Origin of the sequence: Hafnia alvei (genome assembly GCF_900095695.1) — a bacterium.
Lineage (GTDB): Bacteria > Pseudomonadota > Gammaproteobacteria > Enterobacterales > Enterobacteriaceae > Hafnia > Hafnia alvei_B.
This window is the reverse complement of record NZ_FMIQ01000006.1, coordinates 403,360-426,838: the sequence shown is the minus strand read 5'-3', so window position 1 is coordinate 426,838 and position 23,479 is coordinate 403,360. Positions and strand designations below refer to the sequence as shown.

Here is a 23,479-nt window from a genome sequence, read left to right as displayed (position 1 = left end):
CTCTTTATTTCGACCTTCACTATAGGGATACGCTGAATGAAAAAGTGGTCACCTCTGGTAGCCGCAGGTTTGTTGGCTTTGGGAGTTAATGCCGCAATCGCTGCCGATGCGCCGAAAACGGAAAATGACAATAACACTGTCTATTTCTATAACTGGACTGAATATGTGCCGCCGGGACTGCTTGAGCAGTTCACCAAGGAAACCGGCATTAAGGTGATTTATTCCACCTACGAGTCCAACGAAACTATGTATGCCAAGCTGAAAACCTATAAAAGCGGCGCATATGACTTAGTTGTACCTTCCACTTACTTTGTTTCCAAAATGAGTAAAGAAGGTATGCTGCAAAAGATCGACAAATCTAAGCTGACCAATTTCCATAACTTAGATCCAAATCTGTTGCACAAGCCTTTCGATCCAGAGAACGACTATTCTATTCCGTATATCTGGGGCGCGACGGCGATCGGCGTTAATTCCGATGCCATTGATCCAAAAAGCGTGACCAGCTGGGCCGATCTGTGGAAACCAGAATATAAAGGCAGCCTGCTGTTGACCGATGATGCCCGCGAGGTTTTCCAAATGGCCCTGCTTAAGCTCGGGTATTCGGGCAACACCACCGATCCCAAACAAATTGAAGCCGCTTATGAAGAGCTGAAAAAACTGATGCCAAACGTGTTGGCCTTCAACTCAGATAATCCAGCCAACCCGTATATGGAAGGCGAAGTGAATCTGGGCATGGTTTGGAATGGTTCAGCGTTTGTCGCTCGTGAAGCTGGAACGCCGCTCGAGGTTATTTGGCCAAAAGAAGGTGGGATTTTCTGGATGGACAGCCTGTCGATTCCTGCCAATGCGAAAAACCCAGAAGGCGCGATGAAGTTAATTAACTTCCTGCTGCGCCCTGAGATCGCGGTGCAGGTAGCGAAAACCATCGGTTATCCAACGCCGAACTTAGCCGCTCAGAAGATGTTGCCTAAATCAATTTCTGGCGATAAATCACTGTACCCTGACGCAGAAACCATCGCCCATGGCGAATGGCAAAATGACGTGGGCAGCGCCAGTGAAATTTACGAAAATTACTTCCAGAAGCTGAAAGCAGGCCGTTAATCTCTATCTTTCCCGGCCTCCCTGTGTGGATGCCGGGAATTATCAAACAACAAAAATCATCAAGAAACCGTTTTGAACGCGCGGATTTTTTGCAGGTGCTGCGACAAACTTTTAAATTTATGCGTTTGCTGCTCATCCCAAATAATTTCATAGAACGGCTGCAAATATTCAGCGCTACGCTGGCTGTCTAGCACTTCATCGGTGCGAGAAAGCACCGCTAAACACCGTTCGCGATTCTTCTCACGGAAGTTTTCAACGCACTTGGTCGCAATATCCAAATACTCTTCTGGACGGTCAATCTGACCCACCATATTTTCCTGCGGGAACAAATTAGGATTGAACATCACCTGTCGAATACCGCACAGATAGCCGATACGCTCAGCCCAAAAACCGCCGAGCCCAACGCCGCAAATCAGCGCATGGCTATCGCCTGCCTGCTGAACCACTTTATCGACTTCTTTCAAAAGATGCTGCATATCATGACGAGGGTGACGGGTGCTGTAGCTAATTAAACGCACGTCGGGGTCGATGAATTGCAGCTGCATCACCTTTTCGTGATTGCCCGGACTGGTGGAATCAAAACCGTGAAGATAAATAATCATGTTCTCACTGCTCCCAAAAAGCGGCTAACCCTCAGCCGCTTTGCGTTATTGTCATTTGAGCGTCGAGCTTATGCTTTGCTCTCTTCCCAACGCAGATGAAGTTGCTCCAGCTCTTGATGCGCCGTTTTCCAACGCGGTGAAGCCATTAACTCTTCACGTGTAAATTTACCATTATGATACAGGGCGCTAACGCGTTCTGCGGTGATCGGCGCCAAATTATCTAACACGCTCACCGCGCCTGCGCGATGATTACACACCAGAATCATATCGCAGCCCGCATCCAGCGAGGCTTGCCCGCGTTCAGCGTAGCTACCCATTACCGCAGCGCCTTCCATTGACAGGTCATCAGAGAATATCACGCCGTTAAAGCCAAGCTGCTGGCGTAATACCTGCTTCAGCCAGTATGGCGAACCGCTGGCCGGAAGACTATCCGCCGCTGGGTAAATCACATGAGCCGGCATAATTGCGTCGAGCTTAGCGCGTGAATTCAACTGGTTAAAAATAACCATATCATGATTAATGATTTCTTCCAGCGGACGCGGATCTATCGGCGTTTCTTTATGCGAGTCTGCGGTGACTGCGCCATGCCCGGGGAAATGCTTGCCCGTGGTTTTCATGCCAGCTTCATGCATGCCATCGATGAAGCTTTCCGCCATACGAATCGCAATCTGCGGATCTTCATGGAAAGAACGTTCACCAATGGCGGCGCTGCCGTGGCCGAGATCCAGAACAGGCGCAAAGCTGATATCGATATCCATCGCCATCATTTCGTTGGCCATCAACCAGCCCGCTTCCTGCGCTAATCGGCGCCCCTCTGCATCGCTATTTATTGCGGCAAAAGACTGCGCAGCGGGCAGTCGCGTAAAGCCTTGGCGAAAGCGCTGCACTCGGCCGCCTTCCTGATCCACGGCAATAACCAGACGATTGCGTGACGCCTCACGGATCTGGCGCACCAGCTCACGAAGCTGCTCGGCATCATGGAAGTTTCGGGTAAATAAAATCAGACCGCCTACCAGCGGATGCTGCAAAATCTCACGCTCTTCAGCATCCAGTTCATAGGCTGCCACATCCAACATTACAGGACCCACAGGGATTCTCCTTTATACCCATCATAATTTGAAGCTGCATCCATGTTGGCTACGCCAATTATTCAGGGTGTAGATATTAACTATATTGCGTGATGGCGTGATTTCACGCCGTCAGTGTTTTTATCGCGCATACCGCATCTGTGCTACTTTCCCATTTTTAGCTGTGAAAGCAACAGATTGGCGGTCTCACGAAATGAATTCTGTTTTGATTGTTGCCAACGCACTTCATACCATAACCATGCCATATAATCGACGCGCGGCAGCCATTGCTCAACATGCTGTTGCAATTTTTTCGCATCGCAATAGCCTCCGGCCCGCACGTATCGCTGAGTAAAATCGCGTCGCTGTGCATACTCCCAACCGAAACTACGGTACATGGCGGCCAGATCCAAAGCAATATCGCCCACCGCAGCATACTCCCAATCGATCAACCGCAGCCCGTGACTCGTCAAAACGATATTACCCGGATGAATATCCATGTGCAGCATGGCAATTTTCAACGGCTGAGGGACGTGGCGAGACTGCCAGTACTGATGAATTCTTAATCCTTGCGGCGTCACTCGCTGGTGGGAACTTAGTTGGCAGTAGGATTGGCAATGACTATGAAAATCCCGCGCCTGCCCGCAGGGTTTTATATTATGCAGCGTAACGATTTTTTCGGCTAAAGCTTGCAGATGCGGCTGATAGGTTGTTTCGCTGAGAACGTCGCCCGAAAGCCACTCAGTGACTAACCAACCATCGTGCAGCCCTAAGCTTTGTGGCGCGAGGTCATAACCCGCCGCTAGCTGTAATGCATGAGCCTCACGTTTGCGCTCGATGCCTAGTTGCGCTTTTTCTACGGTTTGGGGACGAATTAAATAAGTGACACCGTCACTCAGTTTTGCCTTCCAATTCACGCCGGTTAAACCTTCAACCGGCGAAAGCTGCCACTCATGCGGTGCTACAGATGGAAAACAGCGGGCCAGAACGGCCCGCACAGAAATCAACGAAGGGTGAAAAGCATTCGACATAGAATCAGCGTGTCACGGCCCCATTGCCAGACCAGATAATCTCACCGGTTTGCACCAGCATCAGCTGCATCGCCACTTTAGGTGACTGTACGTCGCCCTCTACCGTGCTATACAGCACGTATTGAGCGTTTACAATGCGCGCTAAACCAATCGCTTTACGGCGTGAACCTAAGCTATCTTCGGCAGATAAGCCCAGTGACTGTTTGGCACTGGTAACCTGATTAGCGGGAACCAGCGTAAATTTATTGCCCTGCTGCAGCGCCTTTTTCAATTCAGCCGTGGCGTTTGATACCTGCAAGCTACCGTTGGTTTGGTTTTGCACGTTATCCACCAGCAAAACGCTGCCCGCGGTGACGTCTGGCGAGCCTAGCATCTGATTAATCAGCGGCGTTAGACTAGCGCTCCAGTTGAAGCTTTGTACCTTCGGCGGCGTTGGCACCGTAGTCACCGGTGGCTGTTCGGGCGGTGTGGTCGGTGCCGTCACCGGCGGCTGTGTTTGCGTTGGCTTTTCTGGTTCGGTGGTGGTTTCACTACCTTGTTGAGTGATCGTTTGACAACCCGCCAGCACCATCGCCGCGAATGTCACACCTAAAAGCTTCTTCATCATCCCTCTCCCATGAGGTTGTGGCTTAATTTATAGATAGAGGTAGAGACGTACCTGTTTTGCTCGGGTATTCGCGCTGGTGGATTCCAGACGCACTTCTTGGCCTGGGTTTAGCTTAATCGTCCGCGGTGGTTCGTGTGGGAAGATATCCAGACCTTTGGCGTCATACCAATAAAAACGGTAGTTCAGCGTGACAGGCTGTTGCTCTTCACCATAATTAACCACGGCGCTGGCCACAGGATAGATATCCCCCGACGATACGGTTGGATTATCCGCCGTCACGCCTGCCGTGAGTACCGAAGGATCCATCACCACTCGCTGCCCATCGCTGACGGCGATGTGGCTCGGCGTGCTACACCCTGCGAGTAATGCCAGCGGCAAGATCACCGTCAATGTACATCTGGATAATGAGAATCGCATAACGGTGAACTCCAACTGAATATTTTCTGCCTAGCAAAACGCGGCAGGATGACATTAACGAGCGAGCAAAGGACCTAATGAACGGCCGCCCAACAAATGCATGTGGATGTGATAAACCTCCTGCCCCGCATGACGGTTGCAGTTGATAATCAGGCGATAGCCATCTTCAGCAATGCCTTCCTGCTGGGCAATTTTTGCCGCTACGGTGACCATTCTGCCCAGCGCCGCTTCATCTTCTGGCTTAACGTCATTCACCGTTGGGATCAGCTGGTTTGGAATAATGAGAATATGGCTAGGTGCCTGTGGAGAAATATCACGGAATGCAGTTACTAAGTCGTCCTGATAAACGATATCTGACGGGATCTCACGACGAATAATTTTGCTGAAAATAGTTTCTTCTGCCATGACGAATATCCTTTAGCAATCAATTGAGATAAAAATCTTGTGCTTGCAGTATGAGTAGAGCGAGCTCGGCTTTCAAGCCTGAGAGGGAGACAAATCATCAAGTGAGGGAAAATCAGCCGAAATCGCGCGGTGTTTCTTGTTCTATCGCCGTCATAATTAAAGTTGCTTGACGTATCACGGGTATCAGCGTTGAAGGAGCACGTCCTTGTGCTCCATCGCAAGTGAGGCGGTCTAACTAGAGAGGATCCACCTTCAAACACGAAACCGCATGGCGGAAACTCCCCTCCATTAACGGCCGCGTTAATGCGCATTCTGGCCCAGCAATTGGGCAGCGTGTACGGAACACGCAGCCTGATGGTGGATTGATCGGCGAAGGTAGCTCGCCTTCCAAGAGCTGAATTTTTTTATTGCGCTCTAAATCTGGGTCAGGAACCGGCACCGCAGACATCAGCGCTTTAGTGTAAGGGTGCTGAGGATTGTGATACACCTCATCATAGGTGCCGAGCTCAACCGCGTGGCCGAGATACATCACCAGAACGCGGTCGGAAATGTGTTTCACCACGGCAAGATCGTGCGCGATAAAGATCAGCGAAAGCCCCATTTCTCGCTGAAGCTGCTGTAGCAGGTTAACAACCTGCGCCTGAATCGACACATCGAGCGCGGAAACCGGCTCATCACAAATAATCAGCTTGGGTTCCAATATCAGTGCTCGAGCAATCCCGATGCGCTGGCACTGACCGCCCGAGAATTCATGAGGATAGCGGTTAATCAGGTTCGGCAATAACCCCACTTTCATCATCATATTTCTGACGCGATCTTTCACCTCGCTGCGCGCCATTTTGGGATGATATGTCCGCAGCGGCTCCGCAATGATTTCACCGATGGTCATGCGCGGGTTCAGCGATGCCAGCGGATCTTGGAAAATCATCTGGATATCGTGACGGACTTCATGCCAATGTTTGGCGTCCATGCCCAGCAGACTCTTACCGAGCCACGCCACGCGGCCATCGGTCGCTTTCACTAAACCGATTAATGCACGCGCCAGCGTTGATTTACCGCAGCCCGATTCACCAACCACGCCTAGGGTTTCGCCTTCATACAGGCGCAACGTCACACCGTCGACCGCTTTCAAGGTTTTGGCTGGTTGCCAGAACCACGCCTTGTTGTCTTTTATCTCGAAGTGAACCTTCAGATCGGCAACTTCGAGCAATACTTTTTTGTCTTCGTTGCTCATGCCAATTCCTCCACGGTTCTAAAACAGGCGCGTAAACGCCCTTCCCCAAATGACTCCAGCGGCGGCATTTGCATACACTGCTCAGTAGAGTGAGGACAACGCGGCTGGAATGGGCAGCCTTTCGGCAAGCGCAACAGATTGGGTGGATTACCAGGGATGGTTAGCAGAGATTCATTTTCGCCGTCTAAACGCGGCACTGCGTTTAGCAGGCCAATCGAATAGGGATGGCTAGGCGAATAAAATACGTCGCGTGCTTGACCGTATTCCATGGTTCGCCCGGCATACATCACCAACACTTTGTCGCAGATGCCCGCCACCACGCCCAGATCGTGAGTGATCATGATAATCGCGGTATTAAACTCGCTTTTCAACTCATTGAGCAGCGTCATAATTTGTGCCTGCACCGTAACGTCCAATGCCGTGGTGGGTTCATCAGCGATCAACAGTTTAGGCCGACACAGTAGCGCCATGGCAATCATCACGCGCTGACGCATACCGCCGGAAAACTCATGCGGGAACATGCGCATGCGCTTGCGCGCTTCCGGCATTTTTACCGCATCCAGCATACGCACCGATTCTTCGAAAGCCTGCGCTTTGCTCATGCCTTTATGCAGCATCAGCACTTCCATCAGCTGTTCGCCGACGCGCATGTAAGGGTTCAGAGAGGTCATCGGATCTTGGAAGATCATTGCAATCTCTTCGGCGCGCAGTTTATTGAGCTGCTTCTCCGGTAGATTGAGTATTTCACGTCCGTTGAACAACGCGGAGCCGCCGATACTGCCGTTTTGTGCCAACAATCCCATCAGCGCAAACGCCGTTTGTGATTTCCCTGAACCCGACTCGCCAACGATACCGAGCGTTTCACCCGCTCGCAGCGAGAAGTTTAAATCGTTGACCGCCGTGACATCGCCGTCGTTGGTGGTGAAGGTGACGCGGAGATCTTTTACCGCCAGCAGCCGCTCTGCGCTTTTATCTGTTGTCATCATCGTAAACTCCTTAACGATCTTTCGGGTCGAGGGCGTCACGTAGACCATCGCCGATAAAGTTGAAACAGAATAGCGTCACAACTAGAAACGCAGCCGGATACATCAGCAACCACGGAGACACTTCCATTGAGTTGGCGCCATCGCTCAGCAACGCGCCCCAGCTGCTCAACGGTTCTTGAGTCCCTAGCCCTAAGAAGCTGAGGAAGGATTCAAACAAAATCATGCTTGGCACCAATAAAGAGGCATACACCACTACCACGCCCAGCACGTTGGGAACAATATGGCGAGTGACAATTTTGCGTGTGGATACACCGCCCACCAGCGCCGCTTCAATAAACTCTTTGCGCTTCAAACTCAGCGTTTGTCCACGCACGATACGCGCCATGTCCAACCACGACACCATGCCGATCGCCACAAAGATCAGCAGGATATTTTGCCCAAAGAAGGTCACCAGCAAAATCACGAAAAACATGAATGGGAAGGAGTTGAGGATCTCGAGCAGGCGCATCATCACCGAGTCGGTTTTGCCACCCACGTAACCGGCCATCGCGCCATACAAGGTGCCAACGACCACCGCAACCAGCGCCGCCGCAATCCCTACCATTAACGAAATACGGCCGCCAATCGCCACGCGCACCAGCAAATCACGCCCGGAAGAATCCGTGCCAAAGTAGTGGCCTGACTCCATATCTGGCGCCGATGACATCATTCCCCAATCGGTGTCGTCATAGGCAAATTGCGATAGCATCGGGGCAAAAATCACAAATAGCGCGATCAGGCTCAGTACAAACAGGCTCGCCAACGCGGCGCGGTTATGAACGAAACGACGGCGCGCATCTTGCCACAGGCTACGACCTTCCACTTCCAGTTGTTCACCGAAATTTTCGACCACCTGCGCATTTTTTTTATTCAGTAACATTTGCGATCTCCCGAATCAGTAACGGATTTTCGGATCGATGACGGCATAAAGCACATCGACAATCGCGTTAAACAGGATGGTCAGCGCGCCAACCAAAATGGTTAGGCTCAACACCAAGGAGTAGTCACGGTTCAGCGCACCGTTAACAAACAGCTGGCCGATACCCGGCAATCCATAAATAGTTTCGATAACCATCGAACCCGTAATAATACCGACAAAGGCTGGGCCTAAATACGAGAGCACTGGCAGCAACGCAGGTTTCAATGCGTGACGCAAAATAATGCGACGCATCGGTAAGCCTTTCGCCCGTGCGGTACGAATAAAGTTGGAATGCAAAACTTCAATCATGGAGCCACGGGTAATACGCGCGATGCTGGCGATATAAGCTAATGAGAGTGCCACCATTGGCAAAATCATAAACTTGAGCGCCCCGCCGTTCCACCCGCCTCCCGGCAGCCATTTCAGCTGAATGGCAAAAATTAACACCAATAACGGCGCAACCACGAAACTGGGGATGACAATACCGGTCATGGCCACCCCCATAACCGCATAATCCCATTTGCTATTTTGTTTTAGCGCAGCTAACACGCCCGCCGTCACACCAAAAACTACCGCCAATAAAAAGGCTGCAAAACCTAATTTGGCCGAAACAGGAAACGACGCGCTCACCAAATCATTAACGGAATAATCTTTATATTTAAATGAGGGGCCAAAATCACCGTGGCCTAATTGCACTAAATAATGTCCGTATTGTTTCCAGATAGGATCGTTAAGATGATATTTCGCTTCGATATTAGCCAAAACTTCTGGCGGCAAAGCGCGTTCACCGGTAAATGGGCTACCCGGCGCTAAGCGCATCATGAAGAATGAGATGGTGATCAGGATAAATAGCGTCGGTATCGCCTCAAGCAAGCGCCGAAAGATAAATTTTAACATTGCCCTAGCCCTGCACTTCAGCCTTATGGCTGATTATATTTTTGAAAAGTGGCGAGGTTACCCTGCCACTGCTACTTCTATATCGGCTATCAACGCCGTAGCCTTATTTGCTACGGCGTTGATAAATTTACATATATTAGTGCTGAATAATGTACAAGTTTTTATCGTATACGTTATCTTGCGGATCTTTACCGGTATAACCGCCTACATAGGGTTTCACCAGACGCGCATTAACGTAGTAATAGACAGGGACAATGGCAGAATCTTTATCAAGCTGCTGTTCAGCCTGTTGATAAACGGCGGCTCGCGCCTCTTTGCTGTTGGTTTGCAGTGCGCCAGCCATGATTTTATCAAAGGCTGCGCTCTTATAGTGAGGCGTGTTACTGCTGCTGTCAGACAGCATCATGTTCAGGAATGAACTTGGCTCGTTGTAATCGGCACACCAGCCCGCACGCGAAACATCATAGGTGCCCTGATGACGGGTATCCAAGAACGTTTTCCACTCTTGGTTTTCCAACTTAACGTTCACACCCAGATTTTTCTTCCAAATAGAAGCTGCGGCAATCGCCAGTTTTTTATGCAAATCGGAGGTGTTGTACAACAGGTTAAACGTCAGTGGTTTATCTGGGCCATAGCCCGCAGCGGCGAGTAACTTCTTCGCCTCTTCATTACGTTTTTCCTGTGACCAACCAAACCACTCAGGCGGGGTTAACTTAGCGCCATCGGTATAAGGAGGGGTAAAGCTGTAGGCTGGCAGATCGCCCTGGTTTTTGACTTTGTTAACGATAATATCGCGGTCCATCCCTAACTTAAGGGCCTCACGCACGCGCTCATCGTTAAATGGTGGCTTCTGGTTATTAATTTCATAGTAGTAAGTGCACAGATAGGGATCGGCTTTAACTTCCTGCGGGATCTCTTTTTTCAACTTCTGGAATAGTTCGATTGGCATATTATTATAGGTGACATCGATTTCGCCGGTACGGTAGCGGTTGACGTCGGTCACTTCAGAAGCAATAGGCAGGAACGTGACTTTATTAATAACGGTTTTCGCATTGTCCCAATATTCAGGGTTACGCTCTAAGACAATACGCTCGTTAACGACCCAATCTTTTAATTTATAAGCGCCGTTGCTCACGTAGTTTTCAGGCAGCGTCCATTTGTCGCCAAATTTTTCCACCACGGCTTTGTTCACCGGTTTCATGGCGTAATGCGACGTCATTTCTGCTAAATACGGTACGGGCTCGGTTAAGGTAATTTGGAAAGTTTTATCATCAAGCGCTTTCACGCCCAGCGTCGATTTATCTTTTTTTCCCGCAATAATGTCGTCTACGTTTTCAACGTGAGCGTATTGCAGATAGCTGGCGTACGGCGATGCGGTTTTTGGATCAACAATACGCTGCCAGCTATAAACAAAATCTTCTGCGGTAACAGGCTGACCATTTGACCATTTGGCATCAGGGCGAATATGGAAAGTCCATACTTTAAAATCTTTATTGTCCCAACTCACCGCCGTGCCTGGGATAGTTTTCCCCTGAGGATCGTGCTGGGTTAAACCTTCCATCAAGTCATTAGTGACGTTGTTTTCGGGTACGCCTTCAATTTTATGCGGGTCTAATGACTGAACTTCAGAACCGTTATTTTTGACCAGCTCTTGTTTATCGGCCAGCTTAACACCGGCAGGAACATCCGCCGCCTGGACCTGCGCAATACTAAACATGCCCAATGCCGCCATAACGCTTACGGCCAGTAAATTCTTTTTGATGTGTTTGCTCATTGTATACCCACTCCCCTTTAATAAGATGTCCATGAGGACATGCCAACTTTTGTTAGCTTTATGGCCAGATCAGCAAGGAACGAAGTTGCCGACATGATAGGTGGTTTTAAAACGTCATTACTGTTTCAGATCTAGAACTTTTAGCGATAGCAATCTTTGACTCAGGTCAGACACAGAAATATTCAGCGGCGCTTTTTCTGGTAATGCTTCAGCACAAAGTTGTCTCATCAACGCTAAGCGCAGTGATTATGCCCAGAAGCTAACAGATGGTTAAAATCACTGCTAATTATTTTTATAGAAATGTTACGCAATTCTCTTTATTACGACTCTAGCCTTCTGACAGACTGCACTGAGGGAGGGGAAAGATCAATGATAACTCGCTGATATAACATAATATCTTTTCTTCAAGCCATGTTATAAAGCAAATCATTCAGGCTTAAGGAAAGTTATGAAGTAATACATCGTTAAATTAACAAATGTAAGAAGATTCAACCATTGATGATCTTATGAGCATTCTATAAGCCCGTTAATAACGGGTTTCAGCAGAATGTTGTGATGTGATTTTTTGAACAAAATTTGTGCTCATTACGTCAATAAATCATCACGTAAGTAAAACAAACTTATTGAAATAACGCAGGTTTATGGCTGAAGTGCGAAACAACACACTATTGAAGTAAGTATGCGGCCCAGTGAAAAAAACCGCCATCGGCAACGCCGACAGCGGTTTCATCATATCGTGATATTTGATGGGTTATAACAGTCCGGGGAATATAGATCGCAGGCCTGTAACAATAAATTCAATACCTAACGCCATTAATAGCAAACCCATGATTCGCGTGATGACGTTAATGCCTGTTTGACCGAGCAAGCGGACCAGCAACGGTGCAGCCCTAAATAGTAGCCAACAACAGAACGCAAACAGAATAATGGCCAGAGAAAACCCAAGCAGGTTTTGCCAACCGTGGTAGCGAGAACTCCAAACAATCGTTGAGCTGATTGCGCCGGGTCCAGCCATTAATGGCAATGCCAACGGTACAACGCCTACATTTTCTCGGATCGCAGTTTCTGATTTTTCTTGTTTATTCTGCTTATCTTCGCCCAGTTTCCCGCTAATCATCGACATCGCAATGGTCACCACCAAGATGCCCCCCGCAATACGGAAGGAATCAATCGAGATGCCGAAGAACATCAATATTGAATCGCCCAGCAATAAAGAAGAGATCAAAATGATGGCAACTGACGTATTGGCCGTCAGATTGGTTTTGTTGCGTGCCGCAACCGCCTGATAGCTCGTCATGCTAATAAACACCGGCAGAATACCTACTGGGTTTACCAACGCGAAGAGACCAACAAAAAACTTAATGTAACCAGATAAATCCAGCAAAGACTGGCTCACCATGCTCTCCAAAACCAGATTAATAATGCGACTGTCATTTTCAACATTGTCACTAGCAAACCCACTTGGTGAACAATGTTAGCAAATCACAATAGAAGTGATACGTTCTTGCGGCGTAATGTAATGGAAATAATGGCCCCGATCTATGCTCAATGTATTAATTTCTTACTCCATTTACTCAGAAGCGTAAAAAGAGGCTCATTGTTGCAAAATTGTTTTATTTTATCGATACTTCGCTGCAAAATTCGACGCTTTTGCCCGTTAATGATAAAGACTCTCAGTATCATATTGCTGAAAGGTGTCAGCTTGGCATTTTTGTGATTCAAATCACAAAACAACTACCTAAGAATGGGTAAGCTCAGAGTCACAGTAAAGGCCTGCTATTATCATCTGGCCCACTGATTAGCAGAAAGCCAAACCGTTCATGTTTAACACAGGCTTTACTTCTCCACTGCTAGCTAAGCTGTTTTAGCAAATCAGCCAACGGGAACTTTTCAGTAAGTGAAGTTTCTGAAAGAGAGCACATTTATCTGTCTATACTTGTTGCTTGTGCGGCTCATTGACTAAAAAAGTTTAACATTATCAGGAGAGCATTATGGCTGTAACCAATATCGCTGAACTAGATGCGTTAGTAGCACGTGTTAAAAAAGCCCAGCGTGAGTTTGCCAATTACACTCAAGAGCAAGTAGATAAAATCTTCCGCGCCGCCGCTCTGGCTGCTGCTGATGCCCGTATCCCGTTGGCTAAATTAGCCGTTGAGGAATCAGGTATGGGTATCGTGGAAGATAAAGTGATTAAAAACCACTTTGCATCCGAATATATCTATAACGCTTATAAAGATGAAAAAACCTGTGGCATCCTGTCTCAGGATGACACGTTCGGTACTATCACTATCGCAGAACCTATCGGTATCATCTGCGGTATCGTGCCAACAACTAACCCGACGTCCACTGCAATCTTCAAGGCACTTATCAGCCTGAAAACCCGTAACGGTATCATCTTCTCTCCGCACCCTCGTGCCAAAAATGCGACGAATAAAGCGGCAGATATCGTTCTGCAGGCAGCTATCGCAGCTGGCGCGCCAAAAGATATCATCGGCTGGATCGATCAACCAAGCGTTGAACTGTCTAATCAACTGATGCATCACCCAGACATTAACCTGATTCTGGCCACCGGTGGCCCGGGCATGGTTAAAGCAGCGTATAGCTCTGGTAAGCCTGCTATCGGCGTTGGTGCAGGTAACACACCGGTTGTTGTTGACGAAACTGCCGACATTAAACGTGTTGTTGCTTCTATCTTGATGTCTAAAACCTTCGACAACGGCGTGATCTGTGCTTCAGAACAGTCTGTTATCGTGGTTGACTCCGTGTATGACGCAGTACGTGAGCGTTTCGCCACTCACGGCGGTTACATGCTGCAAGGTAAAGAATTGAAAGCCGTTCAGGATATCATCCTGAAAAATGGCGGCCTGAACGCGGCTATCGTAGGTCAGCCAGCCACTGAAATTGCAAAAATGGCCGGCATTACTGTTCCAGCGACCACCAAGATCCTCATTGGTGAAGTGAAAGTTGTTGATGAGTCTGAACCATTCGCTCATGAAAAACTGTCTCCAACGCTGGCAATGTACCGCGCTAAAAACTTTGAAGAAGCTGTCACTAAAGCTGAGAAATTGGTTGAGATGGGTGGTATCGGCCATACCTCTTGCCTGTACACCGATCAGGATAACCAGCCTGAGCGTGTAAATTACTTCGGCGAAAAAATGAAGACTGCACGTATCCTGATCAACACCCCTGCTTCTCAAGGTGGTATCGGTGACCTGTATAACTTCAAACTTGCTCCATCTTTGACTCTGGGTTGTGGTTCTTGGGGTGGTAACTCCATCTCTGAAAACGTCGGGCCTAAACACCTGATGAACAAAAAAACCGTGGCGAAGCGAGCAGAAAACATGTTGTGGCATAAACTTCCGAAATCTATCTACTTCCGCCGTGGCTCTCTGCCAATCGCGCTGGATGAAGTAGCATCTGATGGTGCAAAACGTGCCTTCATCGTGACTGACCGCTTCCTGTTCAACAATGGTTACGCAGATCAGATCACTAAAGTCCTGAAAGGCCACGGTATCGAAACTGAAGTCTTCTTCGAAGTTGAAGCTGACCCAACGCTGAGCATCGTACGTAAAGGTGCAGAGCTGATGAACTCCTTCAAACCAGACGTGATTATCGCGTTGGGCGGTGGTTCACCAATGGACGCAGCGAAAATTATGTGGGTGATGTACGAACATCCTGAAACTCACTTTGAAGAACTGGCACTGCGCTTCATGGATATACGTAAGCGTATCTACAAGTTCCCTAAAATGGGCGTGAAAGCGAAAATGATCGCCGTCACCACCACTTCAGGTACCGGTTCAGAAGTCACTCCGTTTGCCGTGGTCACCGACGATGCAACAGGCCAGAAATACCCACTGGCTGACTATGCATTGACACCAGACATGGCGATCGTTGATGCGAACTTAGTGATGAACATGCCAAAATCACTGTGTGCGTTCGGTGGTCTGGATGCCGTAACTCATGCTCTGGAAGCTTACGTATCTGTTCTGGCTAACGAATACTCTGACGGTCAGGCTCTGCAAGCGCTGAAGCTGCTGAAAGAAAACCTGCCAGCAAGCTACCATGAAGGGGCTAAAAACCCAGTTGCACGTGAGCGTGTTCACAATGCGGCAACTATCGCAGGTATCGCTTTTGCCAACGCCTTCTTGGGTGTATGCCACTCCATGGCCCACAAGCTGGGTTCTGAGTTCCATATTCCACACGGCTTAGCAAACGCCCTGCTGATTTCTAACGTTATCCGCTACAACGCGAACGATAACCCAACTAAGCAGACTGCTTTCAGCCAGTACGACCGCCCTCAGGCTCGTCGCCGCTATGCTGAAATCGCAGACCATTTAGGTCTGAGCGCACCGGGCGACCGTACTGCTGCGAAGATTGAAAAACTGTTGGCATGGTTGGACAACATCAAGGCAGATCTGGGCATTCCAGCATCTATCCGTGAAGCTGGCGTTCAAGAAGCTGACTTCTTGGCTAAAGTTGACAAACTGTCTGAAGATGCATTCGATGACCAGTGTACCGGAGCTAACCCACGCTACCCGCTGATCTCAGAACTGAAGCAAATTCTGATGGATACTTTCTACGGCCGTGAGTTCAGCGAATCACTCGAAGCTGAAGCCGTAAAAGCACCTGCCGCCAAAGCTGAGAAAAAATCTAAGAAATAATTAGATTCTGTTATACGAAAACCCGCCGCTGGCGGGTTTTTTTGTGCCTATTGATACCCACTATTCTCTTAATGTCCTTCTATCATCATAAATAGAAATGCATATAAACGAACACGCAACTCAACATCCAAACATTGGACCTCACAGAGCAATATTCGGCCAGCACCGCGAATCTGATTTGGGATTAAAGATGGGGAATTAGGGAAATGAAATATAGAAGGCGTTAAAGATCGATGCCCTTACACCGGCAACGGCGTTGATATATAGCGAGAGTGGCATCATCAATGCGTAAACTTGAACTAAGGGGATTGGTTTATCATTCAGCACACGCCCTGAGAAGACGTGTGCATCAATATCTATACTTTGCCTACGCTCACACCGAGTATCACGCTAGCGCGTCTTTATAATGCTTACGACAGACTGAGACATAGCTTTCATTACCACCAATCACAACCTGCTCGCCGTCTTTTAACGCTTTACCGTGCTCATCTAGACGTAGCACCATATTTGCTTTGCGCCCGCAGTGGCAAATCGTTTTAAGCTCAACCAATTTATCAGCCCAAGCTAATAGATATTGGCTTCCGCCAAACAATTCACCGCGAAAATCGGTTCTCAGTCCATAGCACAACACTGGAATATCTAAGCTATCGACTACATCGGAAAGTTGATTAACCTGATCTTTGGTCAGGAATTGACACTCATCCACTAACACGCAGTTCACAGGCAAAAGATCATTTTCCTGCCGAATCATATCGAACAAAGGTGTTTCGCTATTATAAAGTTGAGCCTGTGAACTCAGACCAATACGCGAGCTCACTTTTCCCACACCAAAACGATTGTCAATTTCTGCGGTAAACACCAGCGTGCGCATTCCTCGTTCCTGATAGTTATAGGAAGATTGAAGTAACGCCGTTGATTTGCCCGCATTCATCGCTGAATAATAAAAATATAGTTGTGCCACAGCCTGCTCTAAGCCCCATATAGAATCGCGTAACTGGCCGGATTTTATCACAGCCAACGTCGCGATGATGGCATAAAATTATGAAAAAAAACGTCTAGCCAAAGACGTTATTCTTAAAGCCTGAATCTATATCAATATCTGATAAAACAATATTTTGTCTAAAAATGAGAGGGACACAACACTCTGTTAAGAAATGATGTTACACCGAACTCTGATTTTGCTAATTGATGGGATCGTTACTATAAAGGACTTTAGTACACTCGTTTTTCCGATAATTCTCACCGGTTTTTGCCTTATATTAGCAATGAGGAGTGTGACCAAGCTTAAAGATCTGTAGATTTAATCAACAAAAAATATCTACTGTGAAACATAACAATACCGTCAACACGATTATATTTTAATAGACTTCGGTTTGGCGCCCTAGCCTCTTTGAACCTGATGTTGTAATCTGAATAACAAGTAGCTATATTCGTTATAGTGTTTAAAGAAGCATTATTTGCTTATATTACGAAATATTTTGCTAATCTTACAAAATTCACTATTGCGTTAAATAAACTGGCACTCTATTATAATCGAGACGCCCCCCACCAATATAATTTGAGATTAGGACAATGAGCGAAGCATTAAAAATTCTGAACAACATCCGTACTCTTCGTGCTCAGGCTAGAGAATGTACTTTAGAAACTCTAGAAGAAATGCTGGAGAAATTGGAAGTTGTTGTAAACGAACGTCGTGAAGAAGATAGTCAGGCACAAGCTGAGATCGAAGAACGTACTCGTAAATTACAGCAATACCGCGAAATGCTGATTGCTGACGGTATCGATCCTAATGAACTGCTGCAAAGCATGGCTGCTGGTAAAGTAGCGGGTAAAGCAAAACGTGCTGCTCGCCCTGCTAAATACCAGTATGTTGATGAAAATGGCGAAACTAAAACCTGGACTGGCCAAGGCCGTACTCCAGCTGTGATTAAGCAAGCTATCGAAGAACAAGGTAAGTCTCTGGACGATTTCCTGCTGTAATCTTCTTCTAAGCATTACATCTAAATCTGTATAAATAGCCTCTTATGAGGCTATTTTTTTGCCCTTAATTCGTCTATGGTCTTATGCATCTAAACTCTGTTGTATAGCATTTCATTCTTTGCACTTAAATAAATTCGATTTTTAAAATCCATTTTGGATAGCATGGCACCAGAAGCCATACTACTGCCAGTAACAATATGGATCAGAAAACACCGTCTAGCACTACATGCCCTCTTCTGTGAATTTACAGCAGCGCTCCTACACCGCTGTAGGACTTATCTTTCACGCTGTAGTCATTCCTGTAATTACGCCCCTCTACATTAATTTCTCATCGTGGCAGTAGGTATGGAAACAGGTGATAACCATGCATTTAAAATACCTTAAATTGATAGTAAACATCTGAGTAATAAACAACAGTAACTATGGCTATATTGATATAATCAATCTTCAGTAAAGTTAATATTTTTTGATTTACTACCCAACATATACCACAAACAAGGTATGGGATTGTTCCCGTATCGCCTTAATTCAAGAGAAATGCTTTTTAGCGAGACATCATTATTAAAAAAGACTTATCTTTTGATGCTTCTAGGCGCTCTTTAGAAGGCTTGAGAAACCACGGGATGGGGATTAAATCAAAGAGGTCATACATTTAGTCATTATTTGCTTAGAAAATTATTTAAGTGGCCTCACATTGCTAAGATAGCTCGCATAAAAAAAGGATGCCTAGGCATCCTTTACAAAGTTTCTTTAGCCATGATGGCCTTTAGTCGTTCAAGTCTAACGACTTTAACCACGTGGTGAATTCTTTACCTAAAGAAGCGTGGCGCATGCCATATTCAACAAACGCCTGCATGTAACCCATTTTATTTCCGCAGTCATGGCTCAGACCTTTCAGATGATAAGCCTCAACGGTTTCTTTCTTCATTAACATCGCAATCGCGTCTGTTAATTGGATTTCTTCGCCAGCGCCTGGAGGTGTCTTAGACAGCAGTGGCCAAATCTCTGGTGATAGCACGTAGCGACCTACGATAGACAAGTTTGACGGTGCCTTATCGCGTGCCGGTTTCTCAACTACCGCTTTCATCGGAGTGCTCTCACCCGCCTTCAGCTCAACGCCGCTGCAATCTGCAACGCCGTAGTTAGAAACATCTTCCATCGGTACTGGCTCAACCATAATTTGGCTATGGCCTGTTGCTTCATAACGAGACAGCATCTCACTCAAGTTGTCTTTACTTAGATCGGAGGTGTACTCATCTAAGATCACGTCTGGCAGGATAACGGCAAATGGCTCATCGCCAACCAGTGGATATGCGCACAGGATCGCATGGCCTAAACCTTTCGCTAATCCCTGACGAACTTGCATGATGGTAACATGCTTAGGACAAATAGACTGCACTTCAGCTAGAAGCTGACGCTTAACGCGTTTTTCCAGCATTGCTTCTAATTCAAAACTGGTGTCGAAATGGTTTTCGATAGAGTTTTTTGAAGAATGTGTAACCAGAATTATTTCGTTAATCCCTGCAGCAATGCATTCATTCACAACATATTGGATCAGTGGCTTATCAACCAACGGCAACATTTCTTTTGGAATGGCTTTGGTGGCTGGCAACATACGCGTTCCTAGCCCTGCGACAGGTATTACGGCTTTTCTGATTTTTCTTACTGACGTTGACATACAACCTCTCTAATCGTTTAGCTCCGTGTTCATATCCATTTTATTCGGCGGACATGAATGCTAATTTCCAGCGCGAGTATACCAGTTCGTATTTTGTGCGCATTAAATTCAAAGTAATTGCAGACTGATTGGAGATATTACAAGCAACCAGCCTTTTAGATAAATAGCGACCCATTAACTGATTAAATTAAAAAGCAGATAAAGCTGAAAAGTCAGTGTTACGGTGAAGTCAGCATTAAACGCAGATGCCCACCCACGCCCCAGATTTGGCTCTGCCAATGACTACATCGCTGGCTAACCTGATTGACGTGAATTGACCCCATCGTGCCTAAAGGTACACCGCTATTGAGCTGGATCAGATTATCACCCGCATGAATTTTGGCATGTAATCCCGCAGAAACAAGAATCAGATTCTGTTGCTGAACATGATAATACCCAGCCAGCAAAGGAAATTGCCCTTCAAGGTTTGCCTGACGCAGCAGGTGGTTGACCTGTTTAAGAATGGTAGACATTTGAGGCAAGCGCAATTCTTGGTGAGCCAGCTGTTCTTGCAGCAACCCGTTAAAAATCGCCCGCACCATCAGTGCCGCCAAAATGCCGTTTTCTCCTGCCCGCGAAACATCTAAACAATAGAATGCGAGATCTTTACTGGATAACGGCGCAATGTCTAATACCAAACCTGAATTATTCAGAGACGTGAGCTGTCGATAATTAACCTTACAGCCACAAATGTTTTGTTGAACCGGCGGCTGTAACTGTTTTAGCAAACGCGCTGCATATTCAGGATCTTGGCTTAATAACTCCCAATCATGGATAAACTCGTCTTTCTCTAAAGCCGGTGATTCAAATAGATCGGGATAAAAGCAAGATAAAAGCGTTTCCTGCAATCTGCTGAGATCGGTTATTGGCTTGAGCAATACATCACGAACACCAAGCCGCATTGCATTCGCAACGTCAGCCATTTCTTCAGTTGCAGAAATCACAACTACCGGTGTTTGAAAGCCTCGCTCTCTTAACCGTTTAATAAACTCGATCCCGCCCATTTCTGGCATCGCAAGATCGCAAAGGATTGCGTCTGGAGTGAACTCATCCAGTAAACCTAAGGCCTCTATTCCATTGGCTGCTTCTTGGACCAAAGCGCCTTGGGATTGGAGGTAGCCGGCCAGTACACAGCGAAAGACAGGGTCGTCTTCGACGATCATCACTCGCTTACTTTCCAGTGGCAACGCCATTAAGAACCTCCTTTCACTAGTGCTCCTTCTATTCTGGCTCAATATGCAGCCTTGTGCTGCATAGATATTTCTGGAATGACGCGTTTTGCGCACTATTACGCACATTTAACTAAAAGGTCTATTCGTTACAATTATTTATTAGCTACTGATTCAGAATATTATCTCAGCCACACTCCCTCATGGCGGCTGAGATAAGGATTCGATACCATAGTCCCAATTCGTCTTTCAATAAGGTTCGACCACCATGATCCCCACCACATCTATACCGCTTGATAGCCATTCACCCTGCCCGTGTCAAAGCGGCAACGCCTTTGCCCAATGCTGTGAACCCATTATTAGCGGGCAACGTATGGCCGCTGAGCCCGAACAGCTGATGCGTTCACGTTACACCGCCTATGTGGTGCACAACGCAGATTATCTGGTGGATACCTGGCATCCAGAATGTGGCATGGACAAACAACGCGCCGCGATTGAAGAGAGTTTTGCTGATACCGAGTGGCTAGGATTAACGATTGTTAAAACTGCCAGCGGTAAGAACAAGGATGAAGGCTTTGTTGAATTCTTCGCGCGTTACCATTCTGATGCCGAAAATCAAAATAATTCGATTCATGAATGTTCACGCTTTATTCGTTTGGATCAACGTTGGTATTATGTGGATGGAACCAAACCGCAGATCGGCAGAAACGATCCCTGCCCATGTGGTTCTGGCAAAAAATATAAGAAATGCTGTGGTCAATAAGATCATCCGCAATAATAAAAATATCTAGACAGGAAACCAACACATGTCACAACCCGTTATTCAACGCAAAGTTCTCCGCACCATCTGTCCAGATGCGAAGGGGCTCATCGCCAAGATCACCAACATTTGCTATAAACACCAGCTTAATATCATTCAAAATAATGAATTCGTTGACCATCTCACCGGCCGTTTTTTCATGCGTACCGAACTGGAAGGTATTTTCAACGATGAGACGTTGCTGGCCGATCTGGATGGCGCACTACCCTCCGGCTCTGAGCGAGAACTTACGGTATCAGGCCGTCAACGCATTGTGGTGCTTGTCACCAAAGAGGCACACTGCCTTGGCGACCTGCTGATGAAAAGTGCATTTGGGGGATTAGACGTTGAAATTGCAGCGGTCATTGGTAACCACTCCACGTTGCAATCGCTGGTTGAGCGTTTCGATATACCGTTCACGCTAGTCAGCCATGAAGGTCTCTCGCGTGATGAACATGACGCCGCCATGGTGGCTGAAATTAAAAAACATGCGCCCGACTACGTGGTGCTAGCGAAATATATGCGGATATTAACGCCTGACTTCATCAGTCACTTCCCCAACCAGATTATTAATATTCACCACTCTTTCCTTCCAGCTTTCATTGGCGCACGCCCATATCATCAAGCCTATGAGCGCGGTGTGAAGATTATTGGTGCAACCGCGCACTTCGTTAATAACGATCTCGATGAAGGTCCAATCATCATGCAAGACGTTATTAACGTTGACCACACTTATACCGCCGATGAAATGATGCGCGCAGGGCGCGACGTTGAAAAAAATGTACTCAGTCGTGCACTGTACCGCGTGCTGGCACAGCGGGTATTTGTTTATGGGAATCGTACAGTTATATTCTGATTGGCGGTTTTTTCTCTGCTTTTTGTTCACACAAAAGGCGTTAAGTGCAAAAAAACGGCAAACAAATTATTTTTTACCTCCCAATGCTTTACAGCGCGGCGCGATTTGTTATTATGCGCCCCGCTTCCGGTGATAACGGAGCGATTAAAAATCTGGTGGGGTTCCCGAGCGGCCAAAGGGAGCAGACTGTAAATCTGCCGTCTCAGACTTCGAAGGTTCGAATCCTTCCCCCACCACCATCTCTTCTTCAGGATGAGATAAAAAAGCTGTTAGCCGCAGCTTTCCGGAGAAAACCGGGCAACAATTCGTAACCACGAATTTCGTGGTGGGGTTCCCGAGCGGCCAAAGGGAGCAGACTGTAAATCTGCCGTCTCAGACTTCGAAGGTTCGAATCCTTCCCCCACCACCATCCTTTCTTAGCTCCGCAATCCCAAACAAATATTAAAATCGCATATTCCCCACGGGGAAGGTCGAGAACCTTCGATTACGCTCTCGATATAATTTTCTGTTCTCCATCATCCCCTTGAATTCCTAGCATCAATCCGCTATACCACTGCTTTTCTCTCAGCAGTAGGATATGTCATGCGTAACAATATCTGCGTTTTTTGCGGCGCCAATGAAGGCACTCATCCAGCCTATTCCGATGCAGCTAAATTGCTTGGCCACACACTTGCGCAGCAAGGTCGTCGGTTAATCTATGGCGGCGGCAGCAAAGGGCTCATGGGTGTATTAGCTAATGCGGTCCTTGAGGCTGGGGGCGAAGTGCATGGCGTCATACCGCAGCGCTTAGTCGAAGCGGAAACCGCACACTATGGCTTAACCTCGCTGGATATTGTTCCCGATATGCATACCCGCAAGGCGCGCATGGCTGAGTTGTCTGATGGATTTATCGCCCTCCCCGGCGGCATCGGCACTCTAGAAGAGTTATTCGAAATCTGGACGTGGAGCCAAATCGGCTATCACAATAAACCTATTGCACTCATGGACGTTGCTGGCTATTACCAAAAACTCATCGAATTTCTACGCTACAGCGCCCAACAGGGTTTTGTTCGTCAACTGTATGTCGATACGCTGGTCTGTTTAGAAGATCCTGCGGTAATCCTAAAAGAATTCGACCACTATCAACCACATAATTTGAACCGTTGGGACTAGTGGCTGACCGTGATTTTTGAATTGGTGGGCTTTCTGCTACTATTCATTCACAACTGTTGTTTAACA

Annotated in this window: 21 protein-coding genes and 2 tRNA genes; 8 read left to right on the top strand and 15 right to left on the bottom strand. The window is 47.2% G+C overall.

The genetic code is table 11. The annotated features are described in order from the left end of the window. The first annotated feature begins 36 nt into the window (after positions 1-36). Complete coding sequence (gene potD, locus BN1044_RS03590; protein ID WP_040045059.1) at positions 37-1,101, top strand: spermidine/putrescine ABC transporter substrate-binding protein PotD; 1,065 nt, start codon at positions 37-39, stop codon at positions 1,099-1,101. 59 nt (positions 1,102-1,160) lie between these two features. On the opposite strand, the gene ycfP is transcribed toward potD, so the two are convergent. From ycfP to BN1044_RS03530, 12 genes are all read right to left on the bottom strand, one after another. Next, positions 1,161-1,703 (bottom strand): alpha/beta hydrolase YcfP, encoded by a 543-nt coding sequence (ycfP, locus tag BN1044_RS03585; RefSeq protein ID WP_072307572.1) that lies wholly within the window; start codon positions 1,701-1,703, stop codon positions 1,161-1,163. A 68-nt stretch (positions 1,704-1,771) separates the two neighbouring features. Beyond that, positions 1,772-2,779 carry a beta-N-acetylhexosaminidase gene (gene nagZ, locus BN1044_RS03580; protein ID WP_072307571.1) on the bottom strand — a complete coding sequence of 336 codons (1,008 nt, stop codon included), beginning with the start codon at positions 2,777-2,779 and terminating at the stop codon, positions 1,772-1,774. A 155-nt stretch (positions 2,780-2,934) separates the two neighbouring features. Then, positions 2,935-3,801, bottom strand: a complete 867-nt coding sequence (locus tag BN1044_RS03575) for a phosphotransferase (protein WP_072307570.1) — start codon at positions 3,799-3,801, stop codon at positions 2,935-2,937. 4 nt (positions 3,802-3,805) lie between these two features. Beyond that, positions 3,806-4,405 (bottom strand): penicillin-binding protein activator LpoB, encoded by a 600-nt coding sequence (lpoB, locus tag BN1044_RS03570; RefSeq protein ID WP_072307569.1) that lies wholly within the window; start codon positions 4,403-4,405, stop codon positions 3,806-3,808. 30 nt (positions 4,406-4,435) lie between these two features. Continuing rightward, positions 4,436-4,825: a YcfL family putative periplasmic lipoprotein gene (locus BN1044_RS03565; RefSeq protein ID WP_072307568.1), complete on the bottom strand. Its 390-nt coding sequence runs from the start codon at positions 4,823-4,825 to the stop codon at positions 4,436-4,438. Between the two features lie 54 nt (positions 4,826-4,879). After that, on the bottom strand, positions 4,880-5,230 hold the full coding sequence (gene hinT, locus BN1044_RS03560; protein WP_025801190.1) for a purine nucleoside phosphoramidase: 351 nt from the start codon (positions 5,228-5,230) through the stop codon (positions 4,880-4,882). Between the two features lie 235 nt (positions 5,231-5,465). After that, positions 5,466-6,464 carry a murein tripeptide/oligopeptide ABC transporter ATP binding protein OppF gene (oppF, locus tag BN1044_RS03555; protein ID WP_072307567.1) on the bottom strand — a complete coding sequence of 333 codons (999 nt, stop codon included), beginning with the start codon at positions 6,462-6,464 and terminating at the stop codon, positions 5,466-5,468. Continuing rightward, positions 6,461-7,450 carry an ABC transporter ATP-binding protein gene (locus BN1044_RS03550; protein ID WP_072307566.1) on the bottom strand — a complete coding sequence of 330 codons (990 nt, stop codon included), beginning with the start codon at positions 7,448-7,450 and terminating at the stop codon, positions 6,461-6,463. Before BN1044_RS03550 ends, oppF begins: the two co-directional genes overlap by 4 nt. Positions 7,451-7,460: 10 nt before the next feature. Then, entirely contained in the window at positions 7,461-8,369 is a 909-nt protein-coding gene (gene oppC, locus BN1044_RS03545; RefSeq protein WP_025801187.1) for an oligopeptide ABC transporter permease OppC, read from the bottom strand. Between the two features lie 15 nt (positions 8,370-8,384). Then, positions 8,385-9,305: an oligopeptide ABC transporter permease OppB gene (oppB, locus tag BN1044_RS03540; protein WP_025801186.1), complete on the bottom strand. Its 921-nt coding sequence runs from the start codon at positions 9,303-9,305 to the stop codon at positions 8,385-8,387. A 136-nt stretch (positions 9,306-9,441) separates the two neighbouring features. After that, positions 9,442-11,079: an oligopeptide ABC transporter substrate-binding protein OppA gene (oppA, locus tag BN1044_RS03535; protein WP_072307565.1), complete on the bottom strand. Its 1,638-nt coding sequence runs from the start codon at positions 11,077-11,079 to the stop codon at positions 9,442-9,444. Between the two features lie 751 nt (positions 11,080-11,830). Then, positions 11,831-12,475 carry a YchE family NAAT transporter gene (locus BN1044_RS03530; protein ID WP_025801184.1) on the bottom strand — a complete coding sequence of 215 codons (645 nt, stop codon included), beginning with the start codon at positions 12,473-12,475 and terminating at the stop codon, positions 11,831-11,833. 595 nt (positions 12,476-13,070) lie between these two features. On the opposite strand from BN1044_RS03530, the gene adhE reads away from it, so the two are divergent. Then, positions 13,071-15,740: a bifunctional acetaldehyde-CoA/alcohol dehydrogenase gene (gene adhE, locus BN1044_RS03525; RefSeq protein ID WP_072307564.1), complete on the top strand. Its 2,670-nt coding sequence runs from the start codon at positions 13,071-13,073 to the stop codon at positions 15,738-15,740. A 385-nt stretch (positions 15,741-16,125) separates the two neighbouring features. Here adhE and BN1044_RS03520 read toward each other — a convergent pair whose 3' ends face one another. Then, on the bottom strand, positions 16,126-16,701 hold the full coding sequence (locus BN1044_RS03520) for a thymidine kinase (protein WP_072307563.1): 576 nt from the start codon (positions 16,699-16,701) through the stop codon (positions 16,126-16,128). 611 nt (positions 16,702-17,312) lie between these two features. Here BN1044_RS03520 and hns point away from each other — a divergent pair. Beyond that, positions 17,313-17,720 carry a histone-like nucleoid-structuring protein H-NS gene (gene hns, locus BN1044_RS03515; RefSeq protein WP_046459616.1) on the top strand — a complete coding sequence of 136 codons (408 nt, stop codon included), beginning with the start codon at positions 17,313-17,315 and terminating at the stop codon, positions 17,718-17,720. Positions 17,721-18,486: 766 nt separating this feature from the next. Here hns and galU read toward each other — a convergent pair. Next, entirely contained in the window at positions 18,487-19,398 is a 912-nt protein-coding gene (gene galU / locus BN1044_RS03510) for a UTP--glucose-1-phosphate uridylyltransferase GalU (RefSeq protein WP_072307562.1), read from the bottom strand. Between the two features lie 218 nt (positions 19,399-19,616). Then, positions 19,617-20,630, bottom strand: coding sequence for a two-component system response regulator RssB (gene rssB / locus BN1044_RS03505; RefSeq protein WP_072307561.1), 1,014 nt, complete (start codon positions 20,628-20,630; stop codon positions 19,617-19,619). 244 nt (positions 20,631-20,874) lie between these two features. Here rssB and BN1044_RS03500 point away from each other — a divergent pair, with 244 nt between their 5' ends. From BN1044_RS03500 to BN1044_RS03480, 5 genes are all read left to right on the top strand, one after another. After that, positions 20,875-21,369: a YchJ family protein gene (locus tag BN1044_RS03500; protein ID WP_072307560.1), complete on the top strand. Its 495-nt coding sequence runs from the start codon at positions 20,875-20,877 to the stop codon at positions 21,367-21,369. A 43-nt stretch (positions 21,370-21,412) separates the two neighbouring features. Next, complete coding sequence (gene purU, locus BN1044_RS03495; RefSeq protein WP_072307559.1) at positions 21,413-22,261, top strand: formyltetrahydrofolate deformylase; 849 nt, start codon at positions 21,413-21,415, stop codon at positions 22,259-22,261. Between the two features lie 154 nt (positions 22,262-22,415). After that, a tRNA-Tyr gene (locus BN1044_RS03490) sits at positions 22,416-22,500 on the top strand. Between the two features lie 85 nt (positions 22,501-22,585). Beyond that, positions 22,586-22,670: transfer RNA gene (locus BN1044_RS03485), tRNA-Tyr, on the top strand. Between the two features lie 173 nt (positions 22,671-22,843). Next, positions 22,844-23,413 (top strand): LOG family protein, encoded by a 570-nt coding sequence (locus BN1044_RS03480; RefSeq protein ID WP_072307558.1) that lies wholly within the window; start codon positions 22,844-22,846, stop codon positions 23,411-23,413. Positions 23,414-23,479: the final 66 nt, after the last annotated feature.